Source organism: Nocardiopsis kunsanensis DSM 44524 (genome assembly GCF_000340965.1).
In the GTDB taxonomy this organism is placed as follows: domain Bacteria; phylum Actinomycetota; class Actinomycetes; order Streptosporangiales; family Streptosporangiaceae; genus Nocardiopsis; species Nocardiopsis kunsanensis.
This window is the reverse complement of the sequence record NZ_ANAY01000056.1, coordinates 1-15960: the sequence shown is the minus strand read 5'-3', so window position 1 is coordinate 15960 and position 15960 is coordinate 1. Positions and strand designations below refer to the sequence as shown.

At 67.4% G+C, this 15960-nt stretch carries 24 protein-coding genes and 2 pseudogenes; 8 read left to right on the top strand and 18 right to left on the bottom strand.

The features are described from left to right. Positions 1-47: 47 nt before the first annotated feature. The 8 genes and pseudogenes from D456_RS0122895 to D456_RS24835 all read right to left on the bottom strand — a co-directional run bounded on the left by D456_RS0122895 (position 48) and on the right by D456_RS24835 (position 4789). Entirely contained in the window at positions 48-341 is a 294-nt protein-coding gene (locus D456_RS0122895) for a hypothetical protein (RefSeq protein WP_017578512.1), read from the bottom strand. Then, positions 341-1402 (bottom strand): hypothetical protein, encoded by a 1062-nt coding sequence (locus tag D456_RS0122890; protein WP_017578511.1) that lies wholly within the window; start codon positions 1400-1402, stop codon positions 341-343. The genes D456_RS0122895 and D456_RS0122890 overlap by 1 nt, the downstream gene beginning before the upstream one ends. A gap of 119 nt (positions 1403-1521) precedes the next feature. Continuing rightward, positions 1522-2169, bottom strand: a complete 648-nt coding sequence (locus tag D456_RS0122885; protein ID WP_017578510.1) for a DUF6879 family protein — start codon at positions 2167-2169, stop codon at positions 1522-1524. A gap of 101 nt (positions 2170-2270) precedes the next feature. Then, positions 2271-2879, bottom strand: a complete 609-nt coding sequence (locus D456_RS27680; protein ID WP_017578509.1) for an insulinase family protein — start codon at positions 2877-2879, stop codon at positions 2271-2273. Between the two features lie 53 nt (positions 2880-2932). Continuing rightward, positions 2933-3343 (bottom strand): annotated as a pseudogene (locus tag D456_RS28100) (M16 family metallopeptidase); the annotation flags it as partial. A 330-nt stretch (positions 3344-3673) separates the two neighbouring features. After that, positions 3674-3937: a hypothetical protein gene (locus D456_RS26745; RefSeq protein WP_152442660.1), complete on the bottom strand. Its 264-nt coding sequence runs from the start codon at positions 3935-3937 to the stop codon at positions 3674-3676. An 80-nt stretch (positions 3938-4017) separates the two neighbouring features. Next, entirely contained in the window at positions 4018-4188 is a 171-nt protein-coding gene (locus D456_RS26990) for a hypothetical protein (RefSeq protein ID WP_160166750.1), read from the bottom strand. Positions 4189-4366: 178 nt separating this feature from the next. Next, entirely contained in the window at positions 4367-4789 is a 423-nt protein-coding gene (locus tag D456_RS24835) for an ATP-binding protein (RefSeq protein ID WP_083904678.1), read from the bottom strand. A 199-nt stretch (positions 4790-4988) separates the two neighbouring features. On the opposite strand from D456_RS24835, the gene D456_RS24830 reads away from it, so the two are divergent. The 3 genes from D456_RS24830 to D456_RS0122855 all read left to right on the top strand — a co-directional run bounded on the left by D456_RS24830 (position 4989) and on the right by D456_RS0122855 (position 6467). Further along, a complete protein-coding gene (locus tag D456_RS24830; RefSeq protein ID WP_026116149.1) occupies positions 4989-5801 on the top strand; it encodes a helix-turn-helix domain-containing protein in 813 nt (270 codons plus the stop codon). Beyond that, positions 5801-5974 carry a DUF397 domain-containing protein gene (locus D456_RS26205; RefSeq protein ID WP_083904677.1) on the top strand — a complete coding sequence of 58 codons (174 nt, stop codon included), beginning with the start codon at positions 5801-5803 and terminating at the stop codon, positions 5972-5974. The genes D456_RS24830 and D456_RS26205 overlap by 1 nt, the downstream gene beginning before the upstream one ends. 106 nt (positions 5975-6080) lie before the next feature. After that, positions 6081-6467 carry a DUF397 domain-containing protein gene (locus D456_RS0122855; RefSeq protein WP_017578504.1) on the top strand — a complete coding sequence of 129 codons (387 nt, stop codon included), beginning with the start codon at positions 6081-6083 and terminating at the stop codon, positions 6465-6467. An 84-nt stretch (positions 6468-6551) separates the two neighbouring features. Here D456_RS0122855 and D456_RS24825 read toward each other — a convergent pair whose 3' ends face one another. After that, positions 6552-7100 (bottom strand): pentapeptide repeat-containing protein, encoded by a 549-nt coding sequence (locus D456_RS24825; RefSeq protein ID WP_017578503.1) that lies wholly within the window; start codon positions 7098-7100, stop codon positions 6552-6554. Between the two features lie 991 nt (positions 7101-8091). On the opposite strand from D456_RS24825, the gene D456_RS0122845 reads away from it, so the two are divergent. From D456_RS0122845 to D456_RS0122830, 4 genes are all read left to right on the top strand, one after another. Next, positions 8092-8475, top strand: coding sequence for a hypothetical protein (locus D456_RS0122845; protein WP_017578502.1), 384 nt, complete (start codon positions 8092-8094; stop codon positions 8473-8475). A gap of 53 nt (positions 8476-8528) precedes the next feature. After that, entirely contained in the window at positions 8529-8945 is a 417-nt protein-coding gene (locus D456_RS0122840) for a hypothetical protein (protein ID WP_017578501.1), read from the top strand. A gap of 62 nt (positions 8946-9007) precedes the next feature. Then, positions 9008-9658: a hypothetical protein gene (locus D456_RS25245; protein ID WP_152442659.1), complete on the top strand. Its 651-nt coding sequence runs from the start codon at positions 9008-9010 to the stop codon at positions 9656-9658. 43 nt (positions 9659-9701) lie between these two features. Next, positions 9702-10091, top strand: a complete 390-nt coding sequence (locus D456_RS0122830; RefSeq protein ID WP_017578499.1) for a hypothetical protein — start codon at positions 9702-9704, stop codon at positions 10089-10091. A 30-nt stretch (positions 10092-10121) separates the two neighbouring features. On the opposite strand, the gene D456_RS0122825 is transcribed toward D456_RS0122830, so the two are convergent. The 4 genes from D456_RS0122825 to D456_RS0122810 all read right to left on the bottom strand — a co-directional run bounded on the left by D456_RS0122825 (position 10122) and on the right by D456_RS0122810 (position 12602). Beyond that, positions 10122-10898: a hypothetical protein gene (locus tag D456_RS0122825; protein WP_017578498.1), complete on the bottom strand. Its 777-nt coding sequence runs from the start codon at positions 10896-10898 to the stop codon at positions 10122-10124. A gap of 12 nt (positions 10899-10910) precedes the next feature. Beyond that, positions 10911-11777, bottom strand: a complete 867-nt coding sequence (locus D456_RS0122820) for a radical SAM protein (protein ID WP_017578497.1) — start codon at positions 11775-11777, stop codon at positions 10911-10913. 142 nt (positions 11778-11919) lie between these two features. Then, positions 11920-12297: a GNAT family N-acetyltransferase gene (locus D456_RS0122815; protein ID WP_338036334.1), complete on the bottom strand. Its 378-nt coding sequence runs from the start codon at positions 12295-12297 to the stop codon at positions 11920-11922. 71 nt (positions 12298-12368) lie between these two features. Continuing rightward, complete coding sequence (locus D456_RS0122810) at positions 12369-12602, bottom strand: hypothetical protein (RefSeq protein ID WP_017578495.1); 234 nt, start codon at positions 12600-12602, stop codon at positions 12369-12371. A 196-nt stretch (positions 12603-12798) separates the two neighbouring features. Here D456_RS0122810 and D456_RS0122805 point away from each other — a divergent pair, with 196 nt between their 5' ends. After that, on the top strand, positions 12799-13188 hold the full coding sequence (locus D456_RS0122805; protein ID WP_017578494.1) for an SSI family serine proteinase inhibitor: 390 nt from the start codon (positions 12799-12801) through the stop codon (positions 13186-13188). Positions 13189-13480: 292 nt separating this feature from the next. Here D456_RS0122805 and D456_RS0122800 read toward each other — a convergent pair whose 3' ends face one another. From D456_RS0122800 to D456_RS27300, 5 genes and pseudogenes are all read right to left on the bottom strand, one after another. Beyond that, positions 13481-13810 (bottom strand): ASCH domain-containing protein, encoded by a 330-nt coding sequence (locus tag D456_RS0122800; protein WP_040699941.1) that lies wholly within the window; start codon positions 13808-13810, stop codon positions 13481-13483. A gap of 45 nt (positions 13811-13855) precedes the next feature. Then, positions 13856-14491, bottom strand: a complete 636-nt coding sequence (locus D456_RS0122795; protein ID WP_017578492.1) for a methyltransferase domain-containing protein — start codon at positions 14489-14491, stop codon at positions 13856-13858. A gap of 119 nt (positions 14492-14610) precedes the next feature. After that, entirely contained in the window at positions 14611-15078 is a 468-nt protein-coding gene (locus D456_RS0122790; protein ID WP_230480383.1) for a GNAT family N-acetyltransferase, read from the bottom strand. Positions 15079-15148: 70 nt separating this feature from the next. Next, a complete protein-coding gene (locus D456_RS24815) occupies positions 15149-15586 on the bottom strand; it encodes an NUDIX hydrolase (RefSeq protein WP_083904681.1) in 438 nt (145 codons plus the stop codon). A gap of 183 nt (positions 15587-15769) precedes the next feature. Next, a pseudogene (locus tag D456_RS27300) lies at positions 15770-15960 on the bottom strand (hypothetical protein); the annotation flags it as partial.

The following is a 15960-nucleotide window of genomic DNA, read 5'->3' as shown; positions in this document are numbered from 1 at the left end:
GGCATTGAACTCCCTCGTCTCATGTCTGGCTCCGGCACCCCTTGGAATTACTCATCTAGGGCGGGCCGGTGAGCCAGGGCACGGTGCTGAGTAGGGTCGTGGCCGAGCAAGCCGGGCGCGAGTTCACCGGCCAGGATCAGGGCCACGGTTTCGCTGACGGGCCCGGACCAGCCGCTGGTCTGGGCGGCCACCAGTTCCAGAGCGAAGCGGTGCCGGTGTTCGGGCCAGGCGGGCCCGGCCGGGGTAAGCGCGCACGCTGCGATGGGGTTGGACAGATCCGGTGGGAGGTCGGGGGGTTGGGAAGGCAGTGGCCAGATGCGGACCTTACGGATGGACTCCATCAGACTTTGGTCCCGTCCAGGGGCTCACCGGCGAAGGAGAAGCACCAGGGGGAACGGTAGTTCTCCCACCACTGCGGGCGCAGACCCGTCCTGAGGAAGAGGCGCTCCAGACGGTGGCGCATCTCCAGGTGCCATTCGAGGGTCTCGGAGCCGGGGGTCCGGTGCACGTCCATCAGCGGGGTGTGGGCCTGGTAGATCTGCAACCGGGGGAAGGTACTGGTGACCGGAACGAAGTCGGCCAGGGCCTCGATCGCGGTCTCCATTGGGTCCAGACCCACGATGTAGGTGAAGTCGGTGGTGATTCCCAACTCACGGGCGTGCGCGAGGGCGGTGACCATCTGGTCCGGGCTCAGTGAGGCCTTGGAGCCCTTCAGTAGATCACGGCGCTGGGTGAAGCATTCCGCTGTCAGTGTCAGGTGGAACGGTCCGAGCTCGGCGGCTGCGCGCAGCCCTTCCTGCGTCGTGAGCACGGAGGAGAGGAACTGGAGGGTGCCGAGGTTGCCGTGGTCGTTCATGGCCGCCCGCACATGGGACAAGTGTTCCAGCGCCAGGTCCTCGTACAGGAAACACCCCGTGCACACGGTCAGGGTTTCCATTCGCGACAGGTCCGCCATGCCTGACTGCGCGGCCAGAGCCTGGAGAGAGCTCGAGAGCTGGTGGCGATCCAGGGCCGGGTCGGAGGCTCCTTCGAGAGTGTTGGGGCAGAACGTGCACCCCACGCACTGGCTGCGGGCGTTGGAGTTCAGGGTCAGGACCCGCCCATCGTTGCGCCAGTAGCCGAGGACGGCGTCGTCGTCCTCGATCCCGGCCACCCGTCCCACACGCTGCCCGTGCAGGCGCAGTTCCTCGGAGTCGATCTCGAAGGGAGAGCCATCCCGGCCCAGGGAGAGGATGAGGTAGACGGGATCGGGATATCCGTCCAGGTGTAGACGGAAACGCATGCGCGGTTTCGTGAGTGGGGAGCGGGCGCCACAGGAGTTCAGCGCGATGAGCAGCACGTCCGCGTTGGGGATGCCCTCGCGATCGGCCACGCGGTTGAGCTGTGCAACGGAGTCGAGCATCAGGGACCTCTCAAGTGGTAGGGGTGTTCGAGCTTGTTGTCGGCGCGGCATCAGGCATGGGGGAGCGGCAACGGGAAGCGCCCATCGGAGTCCCCCGCCGGCCTTGCGCCAGGGACGTATCAGTCGATTTCTGGAAGGCGTGCTGCGCTCTCCCAGAACTGGCCGACGAGGTCTTCGGCTTCTGCCACCAGGGGCGGCTCGTCCAGGCGGATCGCGCCTTGGTGCACGCCGCTCCAGGTGTGGCGGTGCAGGTACACCACCCCGGGCAGAACCTCCAGATCGCACAGGTGAAGGCCGGCCAGGTGCCGGGTGTCCACGGTGCGCACCTGGAGGCCGCATTCCTGTTGGTGGGTGAGGCGGGTGCGGGTGTAGTGCCCGTACGGGCTCAGCGGTACGGAATGCACCCACAGCACCTGGCGCGTGCGCCCCTGGCGTTCGAGGGTGTCGAGCTCGTTGCGCCACTGTGGGCGCTGGGCGCGCAGCACCCTGCGGGCGGGCGCCTCGCGGCCGGTGAACCACAGCCGCCACGACTCCAGGATGGGCGGGACGTGGGTGCGTGTACGCAGGCTCAGCCAGGATCCTGGGCCCTGGTTGAGTAGCTCGTGGTCGAGGGCTTCGGGCGTCAAGAACTCGCCCGCGGCCTGGTGCAGGCGATCGAACAACGCATCCCAGCGCCTGAGGTTGGCTGCGTCCGGTGCCGTGGCATGCGGGGAGAAAGGGGTGGCCAACGCCGTGGGGGCCTGGGTGTGGAGGGGGCGCGTGTACACGATGGGCTCCCGGAAAAGAGGGAAGAAGGGGTGAAGGTGCGACGCAGAGCGCGTGTTCGTGGCGAGAGGGGGGCTCTGCGCCGCACCGGTCGAGGTGGTCGTCAGACGTTGCCGAGCAGGACCGTCAACTGCGGTCGCGAGCACAGCTGCGATGCGACCTTGTGCAGATCCTCGAGAGTGACCGCGTTCAGCGCGGCGAGGTCCTCCGAGAGAGCGACGGGACGTCCGCGGCCCATCTCGCCGAGGAAGAGCTCCTCGGCCCGGTCCCGGCCCCGTTCCCAGGCATCCATCGTCTGGGAGGAACGCAGGCCACCAAGGGCAGCACCGAGGATGTTCTGTGCGGGGGTACACGGGTCGGTGCACGCGACCCCCTCCACAGCGACAGCGACGTGGGTCTGATGGGACTCACGCGGGCTGCGCACAGAGCCGTGCTGTACCTGTACCTGCCCCGAAGGACGGGGCCGGGAGGCAACACCGCGCGGATGGTCCGGGAAGAACTTCTGGGCCTGCGTGAGCACCATGTCGTGGTCCACATCTCCGGTCACGACCACCACCGTGCGCTTCGGTACGTACTGGGATTGGTGGAACCGTTCGATGTCGGCGACCGTGAGCTGTTCCAGGCTCTGGCGGCTGCCGCCGATGAGGTGCCCGTGCGGAGAGGTAGGCCCGTACAGGCCTGACAGGACCTCGTCCCCGATGGACTGGGCCAAGTTGTCGTACCGGCGGGCGATCTCCTGCAGGATGATCCTGCGCTCGTAAACCGCGGGCGGGTGACCATGTCGCCGATCAGGTCGAGAGCCGCAGGCACGTCGCGGGGCAGCACCGTGGCGAAGTAGGTGGTGTGCTCTGCGCCGGTGCCGGCGTTGGAACGGGCACCGATCCGCTCGCCCTCGGCGAGGATGTCGTCCTTGCTGCGGGTCTCGGTGCCGCAGGAGGCCAGGTGCTCCAGGAAATGCGCGGCCCCGTACTCCTGTGGTTCCTCATCGCGGGAGCCGACGGCCACGCCGAACATGACCGTAGCTGCGGCTGCGTTTTTCTTTTCAGTGATCACACGGAGCCCGCTGGGCAGCACGGTGCGCTGCACGCGGCCCACGGTGTGGTCGGGCTCCAGCAGCGTGACGGTAGTGGTGGGCTCTTGGTCCGCAGCCAGGAGGCGGCTGTTGATGGAGGGCATGTGTCCTGTGTTCCTAGGGTTCGCTCTCGGATGGGGCTACGGCAGGTGTGGGTTCATGCGGGCACCTGCTGGCTGCGCGCATGCGACTCACTTCTGGTGTTCCTTGCTGTTGGTCGTCTCGTGGGCCTGGTGGAGAGGGCCGGCCGTCTCCGCTTTCGAACGGCTCTTGGGCCGTGCGGTTGCGAAAGGCGGCCTCGGGGCGGGGGAGCCAGTCCGCCATCGCGGTCTCCTCTGCCATGTGGCGGGTGGTTGGTTACGTGTGGGATGCCACCAGGCCTCTGCTCGTGGTGGCACCTGGGCCCGAGGGCTGTCCCGGGCCCAGGGCGCGCCTCACACACCCGGCCATAAGGGTGTGGGGCAGCGGCCGGTTTGGTGCCCGCGCACCGGCTGGGTCAGGGGACCGGCAGCCAGTGCGCGGGAGTCATCGGGGCAGGCATGAGTCGATGCCGCGGAGGCCGTACAGGATCCGGACCTGCCCTCGGGTTGGACCAGGCGGTAGACCCATCCCAGAACGGGCAGGTGCTCGCGGGTGAGCGTCCATCCCCGGCGGGCTGCCCGATGCTCGGGGCGTTCCTGCGGGTGGTTGATGTCCATGCGCCGGTCCTGTTCGAGGAGCGTCTAGCCCTGGCGGGTGGGCAGGGAACGGAATGGTGGGCGGGTCCGGATAGGGCTCCCTACTGGAACGTCGTGTCGTCGGCGTGCAGCGCCTCCAGGAGCACGCGCTGCACGCGGGCGACAGCGTCATCGCTGCCGCGGTCCAGAGGGCGGGTCAGAGCCAGAGCCACGAGCTGGTGCGCGGGCAGAACCGGCCCCTCAGGTCTTTCGGAGGCGGGTCCGTCAGTCATCTGCTCACCGCCTGAGGGGTGGCGATCGCGAACAGCGCGGCCAGGGGTAGGGCTTCGGTGTCGACCCCGGCGCAGCGGTTGAGCCACCTGCGGTCCTTGTGCTCCGTGTCAAGCACGTAAGGGCGGACTATGAGCGGCCGGGGCAAAGGGCGCTCAGTTGGGATGCGCAGGTCAAGGATCATCGCGCGACCTCTGCCCACACCCCGGTGTCGGAAGAGAGCAGCCCCCACCGGGTGGCGAACGTGTCGACAAGGGCCAGACCCCGCCCATGGGTCGCCTCCGGATGCGCCCACACGCGCGCGGGGAAGCGATCAGCTAGAGCACCGGCGTCGCGCACCTCTACACGGACTTGGTCGGGGGAGATCGCGATGCGGAGGGTGTAGCGCCCGCCAGGGGCGCCGCTGCGGGTGTGGGCGACTGCGTTGGTGGCAAGCTCGCTAACTATCAGGTCTAGCCATTCAGGAGGGGCGATTCCGAGTTTGGCGAGGGTGCTCGTGGCCCACGAGCGGGCCTCGCGGGCGCTGTCCAGGCTTCCATCGAAAGGCTGGTGCACGTGCACACGGGGCTTGCTCTGTCCGGGTTTGGCAGCGGTATACTGCATTCGTCTCACCTCAGTTGTTCAGGTCCTAGGTGGGGCGTCGCCTCGGCGGTCGTCGGCATCGACCCCGGGGCTTTTTTTGGCCTGCACCCCCATGGCCACAGACCTTGCCAAGAACGCGTCATCCCGGTCTATGCTTATCTCTCATCTCGGTTGATTTTTGATTGCCAGCGATATGGCTAGATAATCTGGCGGTTCGATCGTGACGAAGAACGATAGCGAAGCTCTCCCCCGGAAACGATTCGGGGACCTCCTCAAGAAACTTCGAGGTCAGGCAGGCATCACTCAGAATCGGCTGGCTGCTGTCTCTATGGTCGGGCAGAGCACGATCAGCGATCTGGAGCAAGGGAAAAAAGAGACACGACGGGACAACGTGGTGCGCCTTGACCGCGCACTCAACGCACGCAAGGTTCTCCTGGACGCGTGGGACGCAGCCTTCTCAGGCACAGGGATGACCGCGTACTTCCGGGAAGTGGCGGAGGCCGAACAGGAAGCCTCCAAGATCCGCGAGTACTCACTCGGTCTGGTCCCCGGCGTGTTGCAGACGGAGGGCTACGTGCGAGCCCTCACCGAAGTGGGAAAACCCGAGGCCAAAGCGGAAACGATCAACCAGATCGTGAAGGCTCGTCGGCAGAGACAACGCATCCTTGAACGCGATCACCCACCAACAATGACCGTCCTCCTCGATGAGGTCGTCCTGCTCCGGCGGTTCCGGGAGCCGCAAGTGATGAGTGATCAGATCGCCCACTTGATCAAGCAGTCGTATCGCCCACGACTGAACATCCAGATCGTCCCGATCGCGACCGAGGGCCATGCAGGTCTTGGGGGGTCCTTTACGCTGATGGAAGGACCCGACGACACATTCGTGTACGTCGAGAGCCAGGAGACCGGGGTATCGCTCAAGCAACCTGAGGTTGTGGCAAGCTACGACCGTGTGTTCGCGGAGCTGAGAAGCGCCGCGATGCCGGTACCGGCGTCCCGGTCCAGGATGGAAGAGATACGAGGCGGCATCTGATGAACAACGAGAGTTGGCACACGTCCAGCTACAGCAACGCTAACGGCGGGCATTGCGTAGAGGTGTCCGAAGGGCTTATGACCTGTGTGCGTGACACTCAGAACCGAGGTCAGGGTCACCTGAGTGTGCCCGCCCACGAATGGGACGCGCTCCTGAACGCCGTCCGCTCCTGACACGTGATACAGATCGACCCCCGCCAATCGTGGTGGCGGGGGTCGCTCTATGTCCGGACTGTGAGCAGACTACCGCCCACGGCCGACATGAACCAGGAGGCACACGATGACCTACCTCGACCCCACCAACCCGCCGCCGGAGGCCGAGGGCAACCCCAAGTGGCACGACACCACCCACGCGGTGTGGATGCGTTCGTCCCTGTCTAAGGAGAGCTCGGAGGCCATCGTCGAGGTCGCTGAGTTCGATGACGGGTTCCGGGCCGTGCGTGACGGCAAGGACCCGGGGAAGGGCACCCTGTTCTTCACGCCCGCCGAGTGGGAGGCCTTCGTCTTGGGCGCCCGAGGCGGTGAGTTCGACATCCCCGAGGAGTACCTGAGCGAAGAGGAGGCCGCTGTCCAGCGCGGCGGCGCCAGCGCTGAGGCGACCTGGGTGCCTTCCCCGCTCAACGCCCCCGAGGTCATGGACGTATACCGTCAGCGCGCTGGCCAGTAGCCGTCAAGTCGAAAGTCAGGCCCCAGGGTAGGGCGGAGCTTCGCCTGTGTCAGGGGGTGCGGATTTGTGACCCGCCCGCACAGGTCAAGGGTCGATCCGCCACCCCAGTTCGGAGGCGACCCCAGACATCAGGGACGGGATCTGGTCGGCGTTGAGCGTGACCCCGCGTAGCGACAAGACCCCGCCCACGCCCTCGGTCGTGCTCCCACGAAGATCACCCCCGTCCATCCGGGTGCCGTCGAACTGGGCACCGTCCAGGCGGCACCCGTCCATCGCAACCCCCGACAGGTCGCAGTCCTCAAACACGGTCTCTACGAGCCGGCACCCGGCGAAGGCCACACCGGAGGTAGCCCGTACCCGCGCCATGTACGCATAGTCGAACACGCAGTCGCGAAACAGCACGTCGGCCAGCTCGGCCCCGTTCACGGTGAGGCCGGTGAACCGGCAATCGGTGAAGACCACACGAGAGATCTTCACGTTGTGCCACCGGTGCCCGGCCAGGTCCACACCGGAGTACGCCGCGTGCGAGAGGGTTTCCTTGGCCAGCGTGTCGTTGTGGGGCCACGTGGTGTGGGTGTCTTCCTCGTCGTCGGGCAGCAGGACACGGACGTCGTGGACGGTGGCGGTTTCCATAGGGCCTTTCAGGGGCGTTTGCCTGTCCCGTTGCAGGCGGGGCACAGGATGCGTTCGGGTGTCCCGTCTTGGGGGACCACGATCGTTTTGTTTCCGTTGCAGGTGTCACAGGTTACAGAGCCCATAGTTACCATCCCGCTCCGATCCGTTCAGAAGCGAACACGGGTACGGTAGCCCGGCATGTGCAGGCCGTGGCTGGGTTGGCCGCATTCGGTCAACCATCAACCGAGGGTTGAAAGTTCACCCTCACCCCGGCCACGGCTCGGGCTCGGGTGGGTAGATCTGCCGAATGGTCGGGCCGGTCCGGGGCAGTCGTCCTGAGAATCAGTCATGGAGCCAGTGTGTACCCGGGGCAGGGTCACTGGCCTCGACGCCGTCCGAGCCGTCGGTGCCTGCAGGTCGAGTACCTGCCCGGCGACCGCGACCCCAAGCCGGTGTGGTTGTGGTCCTCGGCCACCGGGGCCGATGACGACCATGTGGACCGGCTCTGGCAGGCGTTCCTGCGCCGTTTCGACCTGGAGCACACCTTCCGCCTGTTCAAGCAGACCCTGGGCTGGACTGCTCCCCGCCTCCGCTCGCCCGAGGCCGCTGACCGGTGGACCTGGCTGGTGATCGCCGCCCACACCCAGCTGTGGCTGGCCCGCCCGCTCGCTGAGGACCTACGCCGGCCCTGGGAACGGGCGGCCCGGCCGGGCCGCCCGTTCCCAGGGCCGGGTGCGGCGGGGGTTTCGCCACCTCCGAGTGAGGGTGGCCTGCCCGGCCGGTGCGCCCAAACCCTGTCGGCCGGGTCCCGGACGCCCGCTCGGGTCGGGCAACCGCCGCCGAGCGTTCCATCACGGGGTAGGCAAAACGGTCAAACGTGCCCCGACCCTCGAGGCCCACCAACCAGAGCAAAGGTTAAAACTCAAGCTGAGACGAACAACCCCGGGGCGCCAGGTTCGTCCTGGCGCCCCACCGTCTCCTCAACGACCATGGACACCAGGAGGACCCGATGGCCGTCGTACAGTTCCCCGCTCTCGCCCCTGCTCTGTCCGACTACACCTTCCACAATGGCCGCACGATCGTCTGGGAGCCCTGGACCGTGTCCGCCCAGGCAATCTGCCTGGGACCTGCTGAGTGTGAGCGCTGCGGGTCCACGAGCACGCCGCTGTTCGCCGCCGGGCGAGCCCAGCCGCTCCCCGGGGAGACCTTCCCCGCTACCAAACCTCGCCGGTCCGGTCACCGTGAGGGGATGGCCGTCAAGGAAGTGCAGGTGCCCGCGTGGGCGGTGTACCGGCTGTGCGCGTTCCGGTGTCCGGGGTGTGGCCAAGTGGACATACTCGACATCGAGCGGGACTACGAGCCGGTGGACATCGAACAGCCCACCCTGTTCTGACTCCCGGGGCGCCGGCGTGCGGCGCCCCCTCTACCCCCAAGAAGGAGAACAACATGATCAAGGCAGACCCTGGCCGTGTCGCCTACTACCGCAAATCCGACGAGTCGCACCGTCCCCACGCCAAGGCCATCGAGGCTTGGGATGACGACGGCCACCCCATGGTTGTCGAGAGCAAGGGCCTCGTCCGCGCCGAGTCGATCCCGGGGTACGACCACATCGACCTTGAGGGCGACCCCTTGCCCTTCGCCTTCATTCCTGGGAACGGGTGGGTGGTTGAGCGTGAAGACGGCGAAAGAGAGCCGCTGGTGGCCTGGGCCATGTGCAGCTACGGCCAATCGGGGACATTCGCGCTCCCCGTGTTCGCAGAGGACGTTGAATCGTACCGAGGAGGGACATGGACGACAGCCTCGTTGGGTGGCGACCCACGACCCGTGCGCGTGTTTCCGGAGAAGCGGACCGACAGCGACTGACCTGACACGCCCCCCGGGGGGGCGGCGACGGCCAGCACCCCATCATGAAGGAGGAGGTCTCCGTGGCCATCACCCCCATCGAGACCCGCTACGCCGGGCACCGCTTCAGGTCCCGCCTCGAAGCCCGCTGGGCCGTGTTCTTCGACCACCTCGGCATCCCTTGGGAGTACGAACCACAGGGCTACCTCGTCGACGGCAAGCCCTACCTGCCGGACTTCTATCTGCCCACGAGCGGGCTGTGGGTAGAGGTCAAAGGCAGCGAAGACCAGCTCGACATCGAACTACTCGTCGACGCCGTGATCCCACATTGGGGCTTGCCTGCCACTCCCTCGGGGCGTGCAGTAGAAGATCCCTCACGGGTCGGTGCCCGGCTTCTCATCCTCGGGCCTGTAGGTACAGCCGGCCCGGTGGTCGAACGTGACAGTGGCCAGCACGCCGGGTACGCGTGGCCCTCGCACGCCGTTCTCAGCTTCTGGAAGGGGGACGTCACCCAAGGCAGCACCGACTTTGAAGAAGACGGTTCGCTCTCTGCGCCTTCCGGGCAAGGGCTGGTCGGAAACGACTGTCCGGAAATCTTCTGGGAGACCCGCAAGGTTGAGTGGGGAAACTGGACTGGCGGCGGGACCTGCCTGAGCGAAGAACCAAGCCCTCGTGTTATCGGTGCCTACCGTGCGGCTCGATCTGCCCGCTTCGAACACGGCGAGAAGGGCTGACCCGCCACCGAAAGGCGCCCCGCCGTCCTCCAAGGAGGCACACATGACCGACCAGCTTGTGCGCCAGCACATCCGCGCCATCCTGCGGTTCGAGGAAGAACACGACCAGCGCCACGAGGACCTCCTCAAGGACTACGAGGTCAAGGGCCACCGCATCGTCAGCGGTGGCCAGACCGGCCAGGACACGTGGGATGTCACCGACTACCGCACCGGCGAAACCATCGTCGAAGGCGACGGCGGTCTCGAGGGGTACGCGAAGGCTGTTGAGGAGCACGGCGAGATGTGGCTGCACATCGACCCGATCACGATGCACCTGTACGACATCCCCGACCCCGCCACGCCGGGCCTGCCGGAGTCGCTGTGCGAGGCGCTGGCGATGTGGGTGCGGGACCAGGCCTCAGATGAGGACATCGACCAGGTCCTCGGAGGCTGACCCGCCCGGCCGCCTTGCTCTTGCGGCCGGTCACCGGTTCATGTGCTCGGACCACGCGTGCGCTGCTTTGGCCATGGCGTGCAGCCATTCCTCACCTCGAAGCTCGGCGAGCCAGTCGTGCATCCTCGCGTTCACCGCCGCGAACATCCGCCGCTCCTCGCTGCTCGCCGCGCCCCACACCCTGGTCTTGGCCACCCACGCCTGCGCCGACTCCGGCGAGTGGCCTGCTGAGACGAGCTGCACCGCCAGGCTGGTCGGCATCACCACCGAGGATGCCAAGGTCGGCCAGTCCCAATCCACCACCCAACCCCGGCCGACGCCGTCGATGAGGACGTTGCGGCCATGCACGTCCGCGTGGGTGAGCGCCCTTCCCCGCAGGAGCGGCTTCTCCCGCTCGGTCGCGAACCGGTCCCACCTCGTCTCAACCCACCTGGCGGCCACGTCGGGCACGCCGAGCGAGCTCACCCGGTCCACGGCATCGATGATGGTGGGCAGGTCCTCCGACTCGGGCGTGAAGTCCGAGGCGCGCGCGTCCAACGCATCAGCGCCGACCACGAACCAGTCGCCATCTTCGACCTGAAACCGGAACGCCGGGGCGACGTCTCCCAGGTGCGGGCCGATCGCGGCCTCACGGCGCGCCGCATCCAGGTTCCCGCCCGCCCGGTTCGGGGTGGCCTTCACGAACAACCTGCCCTGTTCGGTTTCGACCAGGGCCGTCATCGCCGCCCCGTGCCCGCCCGTGGTGGGTTTGACCGCCTGGATCTTCCCGGCGTGGGGGGTGATGAGTCGGAGGATCTGCTCGTCCATGTCTGGCCTCTGTCAGTTGCGGGGGCTGCACCCCGACGGCGGGCCACCGGGAGTGCACGAGTCATAGTCAGGCCCGCACGGGATGGGATTCGGTGGGTTGTCGGGATCCTGCCCCGCACGGATCTCATGGCGTGCCTGCTGCATGTCGGGGCCGGCCAGGATAGCGGCCAGAGGCTGCTCGTGTACGTTGCCCGTCTGCATCCATGTGGAGAACACGCACGGGCTGACCGTGCCGTCCGGTGCCACCGCTGCGCGCCCAACGCCGCAGGCCCCACACAGGCCCGCACAGTCCGGTTCCTGCCCGTTGGCGCCGCGCCCGTAGGGGCGCACGCGGTCCACGCCGATCCGGGTAACGCCGAGGTGTTCGAGGTCCTCCCGCGTGGCCTCGACGTCGTGCCCGTCGACGGCCACGATCGACACCCGCAGAGGCACACCGAGGTCCAGGGCGCGGACGATGTTCGCCCGGGTATGGCGGTGCGAGGCAGCCCGACCGGTCATGGCGCCGTGCCGGGCCGGGTCGGAGGAGTAGTAGGACGTCGCCAATCTCATGCCGGGGCGCTGGAGCAGCTCCCACCAGGCAGGGGAGAGGTGCACCAGGTTGGAGTACACCTCCACACCCATACCGTTCCCGAGGGCGTGTTCAGCGATCTCCCGGGCGTGCGGGTGCAGGGTCGGCTCTCCACCGATCAGCTGCACGTGGCCCGTGCTGGCCGCCGCGGCCTGGTCGACGGTGCGGATCCAGTCGGCCAGACCCATATCGCCGTGCCCGCCGGTGGGCCCGGATGCGTTGTAACAGTGGGCGCATTCGAGCTGACATTGGCGGGTGAGATCGAGCCAGAGCATCCCAACGGGCGGGGCGTGTTCGGGGGTGAGGGTCACAGGGTCCTCGATTCCATGGCTGGGGGCAGGCGCCCCGAGCCCTACCCCCGCCAGGCTGGTGCGATGGCGGCCGGATGTGGACACCCCGGTCGACGGGATGCGTCCGGCCACGCTCCATCGCTGTGTCGTCCCGTAACGCAGCCTACGTCCAGCGCCCCATGGCGGGGGTTGTCTCGGTGGGGTCGTCCACCGGCTCGAAACCCGCTGCTCGCAGGAACGCGACCCGGCCCGCAACGTCTTCGCCTTCCTCAGGGAACAGGAACACCCACCGCACAGCCTCGTCGGACGCCACGGAGACGAACGAGTCCAACAGGGCCCTGCCGGCCCCCATTCGGCGCCACGCCGGGTCCACGACGACTCCGAGTACGTAGCCGTGGGGTGGCGGCGTAGGGGAACCAGGCCCGGTGTAGGCCCCGTCCAAAACCCCTTCGACCCAGCCCACGAGGTGGTCCTCCTCGACTGCGACCAGAACCATGATCCCCTCGGGCCACCGACCGTGGGGGTAGCCCTTAACCTCCATGTGCGGGGCTTGTCGGATCAGTAGGTCAGCGATCGCCGGTCCGTCCGATGGGACTGCGGGCCGGATCTGCATCAAGACTCCGACATCGGCTCTGGCGCCCCGGAGTGGCCAGCTACCACCCGGCCGGTGTCGACGTCGAGGATCTCCCACTCCAACACCATGGCCTCGACGCTGTCGCCGGTGGCCTCCACCTGTTCCCGGGTCGCAGTGAGCAGTTGCTCCAGGCGCTCGCACGCCCCATCGAGGCTCGTTGTCCCCTCTGCGAGTAACGCTCCAACCTGCGCGTCCCATATCTCCCAGCGCACTTCGCGCCCCCTCCCTGGTGTGGAACTCCAGCGTGAGGCACCACGAACCGCGCCGCCAGGCCGATTTGTGCGCCTGTGGACAACCCCGGCCTGATTCGGCTCCCGGGCCGGGGCGGGTTCGCAGAAAACACGCCACTGAGCGTAACCGTGCGGCTATTATTCGTGTTGAACCTTGTTCTCATCCCGGGAGTTCGCAGTGCACCGCATCGCTACCGCCCTGATCTGTGCCGCCGCCGTCGCCGTGACAGCGACCGCGCCCGCCAGCGCCGACGAAGAGCGCAGGACCGTGTACACGCTTGAGGTCTTCGACACTGTCGAACACAGCAATTACTTCGACAGGAGCCCGCACCGCAAGGTCAGCCTGGAGTGCCACCCGGCCGGGGGCGAGCACCCCTGGGCCGAGGAAGCCTGCGACCTCATCGCCCAGCACGGCGACATCGCCAGCGTGCGGGCCACGCCCGAGCACCACTGCACCCAGGAGTTCCTACCGGTCACCTTCCGGGTCAGCGGCGCCGAGGACTACGAGAAGGTCTTCCCCAACGTGTGCGAGCTGGACAACGCAAAGGGCGCGATCGTCGACTTCTAGGACTCCTCGGCGGGCCCTTGTCCGTGAAACCCCGGTATCCCGTGGGTGGTGACCTACTGGTGTGCGCCGCGGGCACACAGCGGCCCGGCGTCGATCCTCCTGCGGGACCAAAGCCCTCTCCGGCCAGGTCAGCCGTGTCATTGCCCGGGGAGAGCGGGCGGGCGTGCTCCACTGATGACGGGCCCTCGCACTTCGTCGCTCCGCCACACGCGAGGGCGCCAGGCCGAGTGTGGTCCACTACGGCCCAAGGGGCCGGTACCAACTGCCGCGCTGGTACCGGCCCCCTCACAGATCACGGAGCGACCACCTCGATCCCGATCGCGACCACTCCCAGCTCCTCGCGCTCGGGTGGGTAGATCTCCCGGATGTTGCGGAGCTGATCGGCCTTCGGAGCGGTCGGGTTGACCGACGAGATTGGCTCGGTACCGAACATGTCGTCGAAGTCCCGGTAGCGGGCGATCCGGGTGATGCGGGTGAGTACTTCCTCCTCGCGGCACTTGAACCGCAACAGGTCGCCCTCCTTGAGCCGCTTACGGCTGCTGTCGTTGACCCTGATCTCGGTCGTCTTCTTGCCCGAGGCGATCAGGTCGAAGTACCGCTTGTAGATGCGCATCTCGTGCATGCAGGAGAGTCGCCCGTCTCTGTGTGTGTGGATCACCGCAACCCCTCAGCGAGAGGCCACTCCGATGAGGGTCCCCACATGATCGGCCTCCGGTGCCGGCTCGATCCACACCCGAGCGCGCGCGAACCCCGCGTCGTGGAGCATCTCCTCCCACACGTGCGGCTCATACGCCCACCGGTGCACCCACACGGCCCGGCCCCGGAACCCATTCGCGTACATCCCCTGCACCCCATAGGCGCCGGTGACGGCAGGAGCGTGAGCGAACACCAACCGGCCGCCGAGAGAGAGCCGTTCGTGGGCCAGCGGCAGCAACTCGCGAGGATCGGAGAACCAAACGGCTCCCCACGCCGAGTACAGCGCATCCCAGGTCCGGTCAGTGCCGCGCAGGAACTCCAGTACGTCGCCCTGGTGGACCTGACCGCCGACCGGTTCGCACCGGGCGCGGGCCTGCTCTGCCTGGACGGGGGAGAGATCGATCCCCTCGGCTGCGACCCCTGCCCGGGCCAGCGCCGCGACCTCGACACCACGGCCACACCCCAACTCCAGGGACGTAGCCGGATCTCCGAGAAGCTCGACCCCGGGCCCGTGCCCGGCGCCCCATTGAGTCCACGCGAACGGTTCCTCGTCAGCGTCCACACCGGACGCGTACCGGTCCCAATACTCGATCAGGTTGGTGGCCATAGGGATCCCCCGGGGATTGTGGGCAGGGTCCGGGGTACGGTAGCGCAGCCTCACGTCCGCGCGCAGGCGAACCAGCTACGGGCCACCACGGTCTCCCGTGGGGACCCACCCTGGGGCTCTCATTTGTAGGCGGCCCTCAGCATCGCTATGTCAAGACGCTCGGCCCGGCGCGCCATCACGTACAGGGTTCCGATGCGCACAGGTATCTCGCGGACCAAGACGAAGCCCTGCTCCTGGTAGTAGTCCCGGAGCTCGAGGTCGAGGCATCCGCGCCGCACCCATTCCCGGCCCTGCCGGGCAGCCCGGTCCACTGCCCAGTGCGCGATGACCGTGCCCGGTTTGAGGCTCCGGTAGTCGGGGTGGGTGACCGTGGAGAACAGGTACAGGGCGGGCTCGGATCGTTCGGCCTCGGTCCAGTCGCGCGCGGGTCCGTGGTCGAGCACTGTCGTGCACCCGACCACGTCCCCGCCTGTGGTGGTCAGCATCCACACGGTGCCGTCTCCGCATTGCTCAGCGAGCGCGTCCACGCTCTGTCGCAACGAGGGCAGGCCGCGCTGCTCCAGCCAGCCGCAGCGCGCGTGGATCATGGCAGCCACAGCGGGAGTGTCGCCGGTGCTCGCGGGCCGGATCGTAAACCCAGCTGGTTGGGGGAGATTCTCACCAACCATGGGGCACATACCCGGCATTGTTGAGCCACGCCCGGATTCCTGCGGCCGGGTAGTCGATGGTGTTCGAGGGCAGCAGAGACGGATCGGCCCACACCAGCTTCCCGGCCTTGTGCGGCTCGGCCACGTGGGGCTGACCGCTCCATCGGGTGGCGACGAAGAACATCCCCACCCGAGCCAGATCCTCACGTTGCCGGTGGTGGACGACTGCTGCGAGGGTCAGGTGGCCGGGATCGAGGGCGACCCCGACCTCCTCACGGGCCTCGCGCGCCGCTCCCGCATGCAACGGTTCGCCTTCCTCCAGGTGCCCTGAAGGCAAATGCAGCTTCCCGTCCGCGTAACCCGTAGCCCGTCGCTCCAAGAGCAGGATCTGCCCGTCCTGGTACAGGATGACGTGGACGTCGACGATGCTGCGATAGCGCTCCTGCATCACGCCCACCCCGCCCCGCTCGGGGCAGAGGCTGCGTGCAGGTCCTCCCCGTCAAGTTCGGCACCCCTCGAGCCGATCAGGGGCTGGCGCAGGTTGTTCGTCATGGTCACGGGGCGGCTTCTCGTTGTTGGTGCCGGGTGGTCAGCTCAGTGCCGTTCTCGGGCGTGTGCTCTGTCATAGGGGTCATTGTTCCTGTTCAGGAGTCTGTTGCAGGGGCCTGTCGGTCAACTCGGGCCGGCGTTCGGCCCAGCACCGCAAGGGCGCTCCGCCGCTGCCCTCCGCGGCGATGGACCCGTCGGGGTTGCGCTCGTAGTGGCCACCTAGTAGTACTTTGTTAAGTTCCTGATTCTTCGTCTCAGATCCGCCATCATGGA

Bases quoted from the DNA above. Each gene is read 5' to 3' on its own strand.
- D456_RS0122895 (WP_017578512.1), bottom strand. From the start codon at position 341: ATGGAGTCCATCCGTAAGGTCCGCATCTGGCCACTGCCTTCCCAACCC.
- D456_RS0122890 (WP_017578511.1), bottom strand. From the start codon at position 1,402: ATGCTCGACTCCGTTGCACAGCTCAACCGCGTGGCCGATCGCGAGGGC.
- D456_RS26745 (WP_152442660.1), bottom strand. From the start codon at position 3,937: ATGGACATCAACCACCCGCAGGAACGCCCCGAGCATCGGGCAGCCCGC.
- D456_RS26990 (WP_160166750.1), bottom strand. From the start codon at position 4,188: ATGACTGACGGACCCGCCTCCGAAAGACCTGAGGGGCCGGTTCTGCCC.
- D456_RS24835 (WP_083904678.1), bottom strand. From the start codon at position 4,789: ATGCAGTATACCGCTGCCAAACCCGGACAGAGCAAGCCCCGTGTGCAC.
- D456_RS26205 (WP_083904677.1), top strand. From the start codon at position 5,801: ATGAACAACGAGAGTTGGCACACGTCCAGCTACAGCAACGCTAACGGC.
- D456_RS0122855 (WP_017578504.1), top strand. From the start codon at position 6,081: ATGACCTACCTCGACCCCACCAACCCGCCGCCGGAGGCCGAGGGCAAC.
- D456_RS24825 (WP_017578503.1), bottom strand. From the start codon at position 7,100: ATGGAAACCGCCACCGTCCACGACGTCCGTGTCCTGCTGCCCGACGAC.
- D456_RS0122845 (WP_017578502.1), top strand. From the start codon at position 8,092: ATGGCCGTCGTACAGTTCCCCGCTCTCGCCCCTGCTCTGTCCGACTAC.
- D456_RS0122840 (WP_017578501.1), top strand. From the start codon at position 8,529: ATGATCAAGGCAGACCCTGGCCGTGTCGCCTACTACCGCAAATCCGAC.
- D456_RS0122830 (WP_017578499.1), top strand. From the start codon at position 9,702: ATGACCGACCAGCTTGTGCGCCAGCACATCCGCGCCATCCTGCGGTTC.
- D456_RS0122825 (WP_017578498.1), bottom strand. From the start codon at position 10,898: ATGGACGAGCAGATCCTCCGACTCATCACCCCCCACGCCGGGAAGATC.
- D456_RS0122815 (WP_338036334.1), bottom strand. From the start codon at position 12,297: ATGGAGGTTAAGGGCTACCCCCACGGTCGGTGGCCCGAGGGGATCATG.
- D456_RS0122800 (WP_040699941.1), bottom strand. From the start codon at position 13,810: ATGCACGAGATGCGCATCTACAAGCGGTACTTCGACCTGATCGCCTCG.
- D456_RS0122795 (WP_017578492.1), bottom strand. From the start codon at position 14,491: ATGGCCACCAACCTGATCGAGTATTGGGACCGGTACGCGTCCGGTGTG.
- D456_RS0122790 (WP_230480383.1), bottom strand. From the start codon at position 15,078: ATGATCCACGCGCGCTGCGGCTGGCTGGAGCAGCGCGGCCTGCCCTCG.
- D456_RS24815 (WP_083904681.1), bottom strand. From the start codon at position 15,586: ATGCAGGAGCGCTATCGCAGCATCGTCGACGTCCACGTCATCCTGTAC.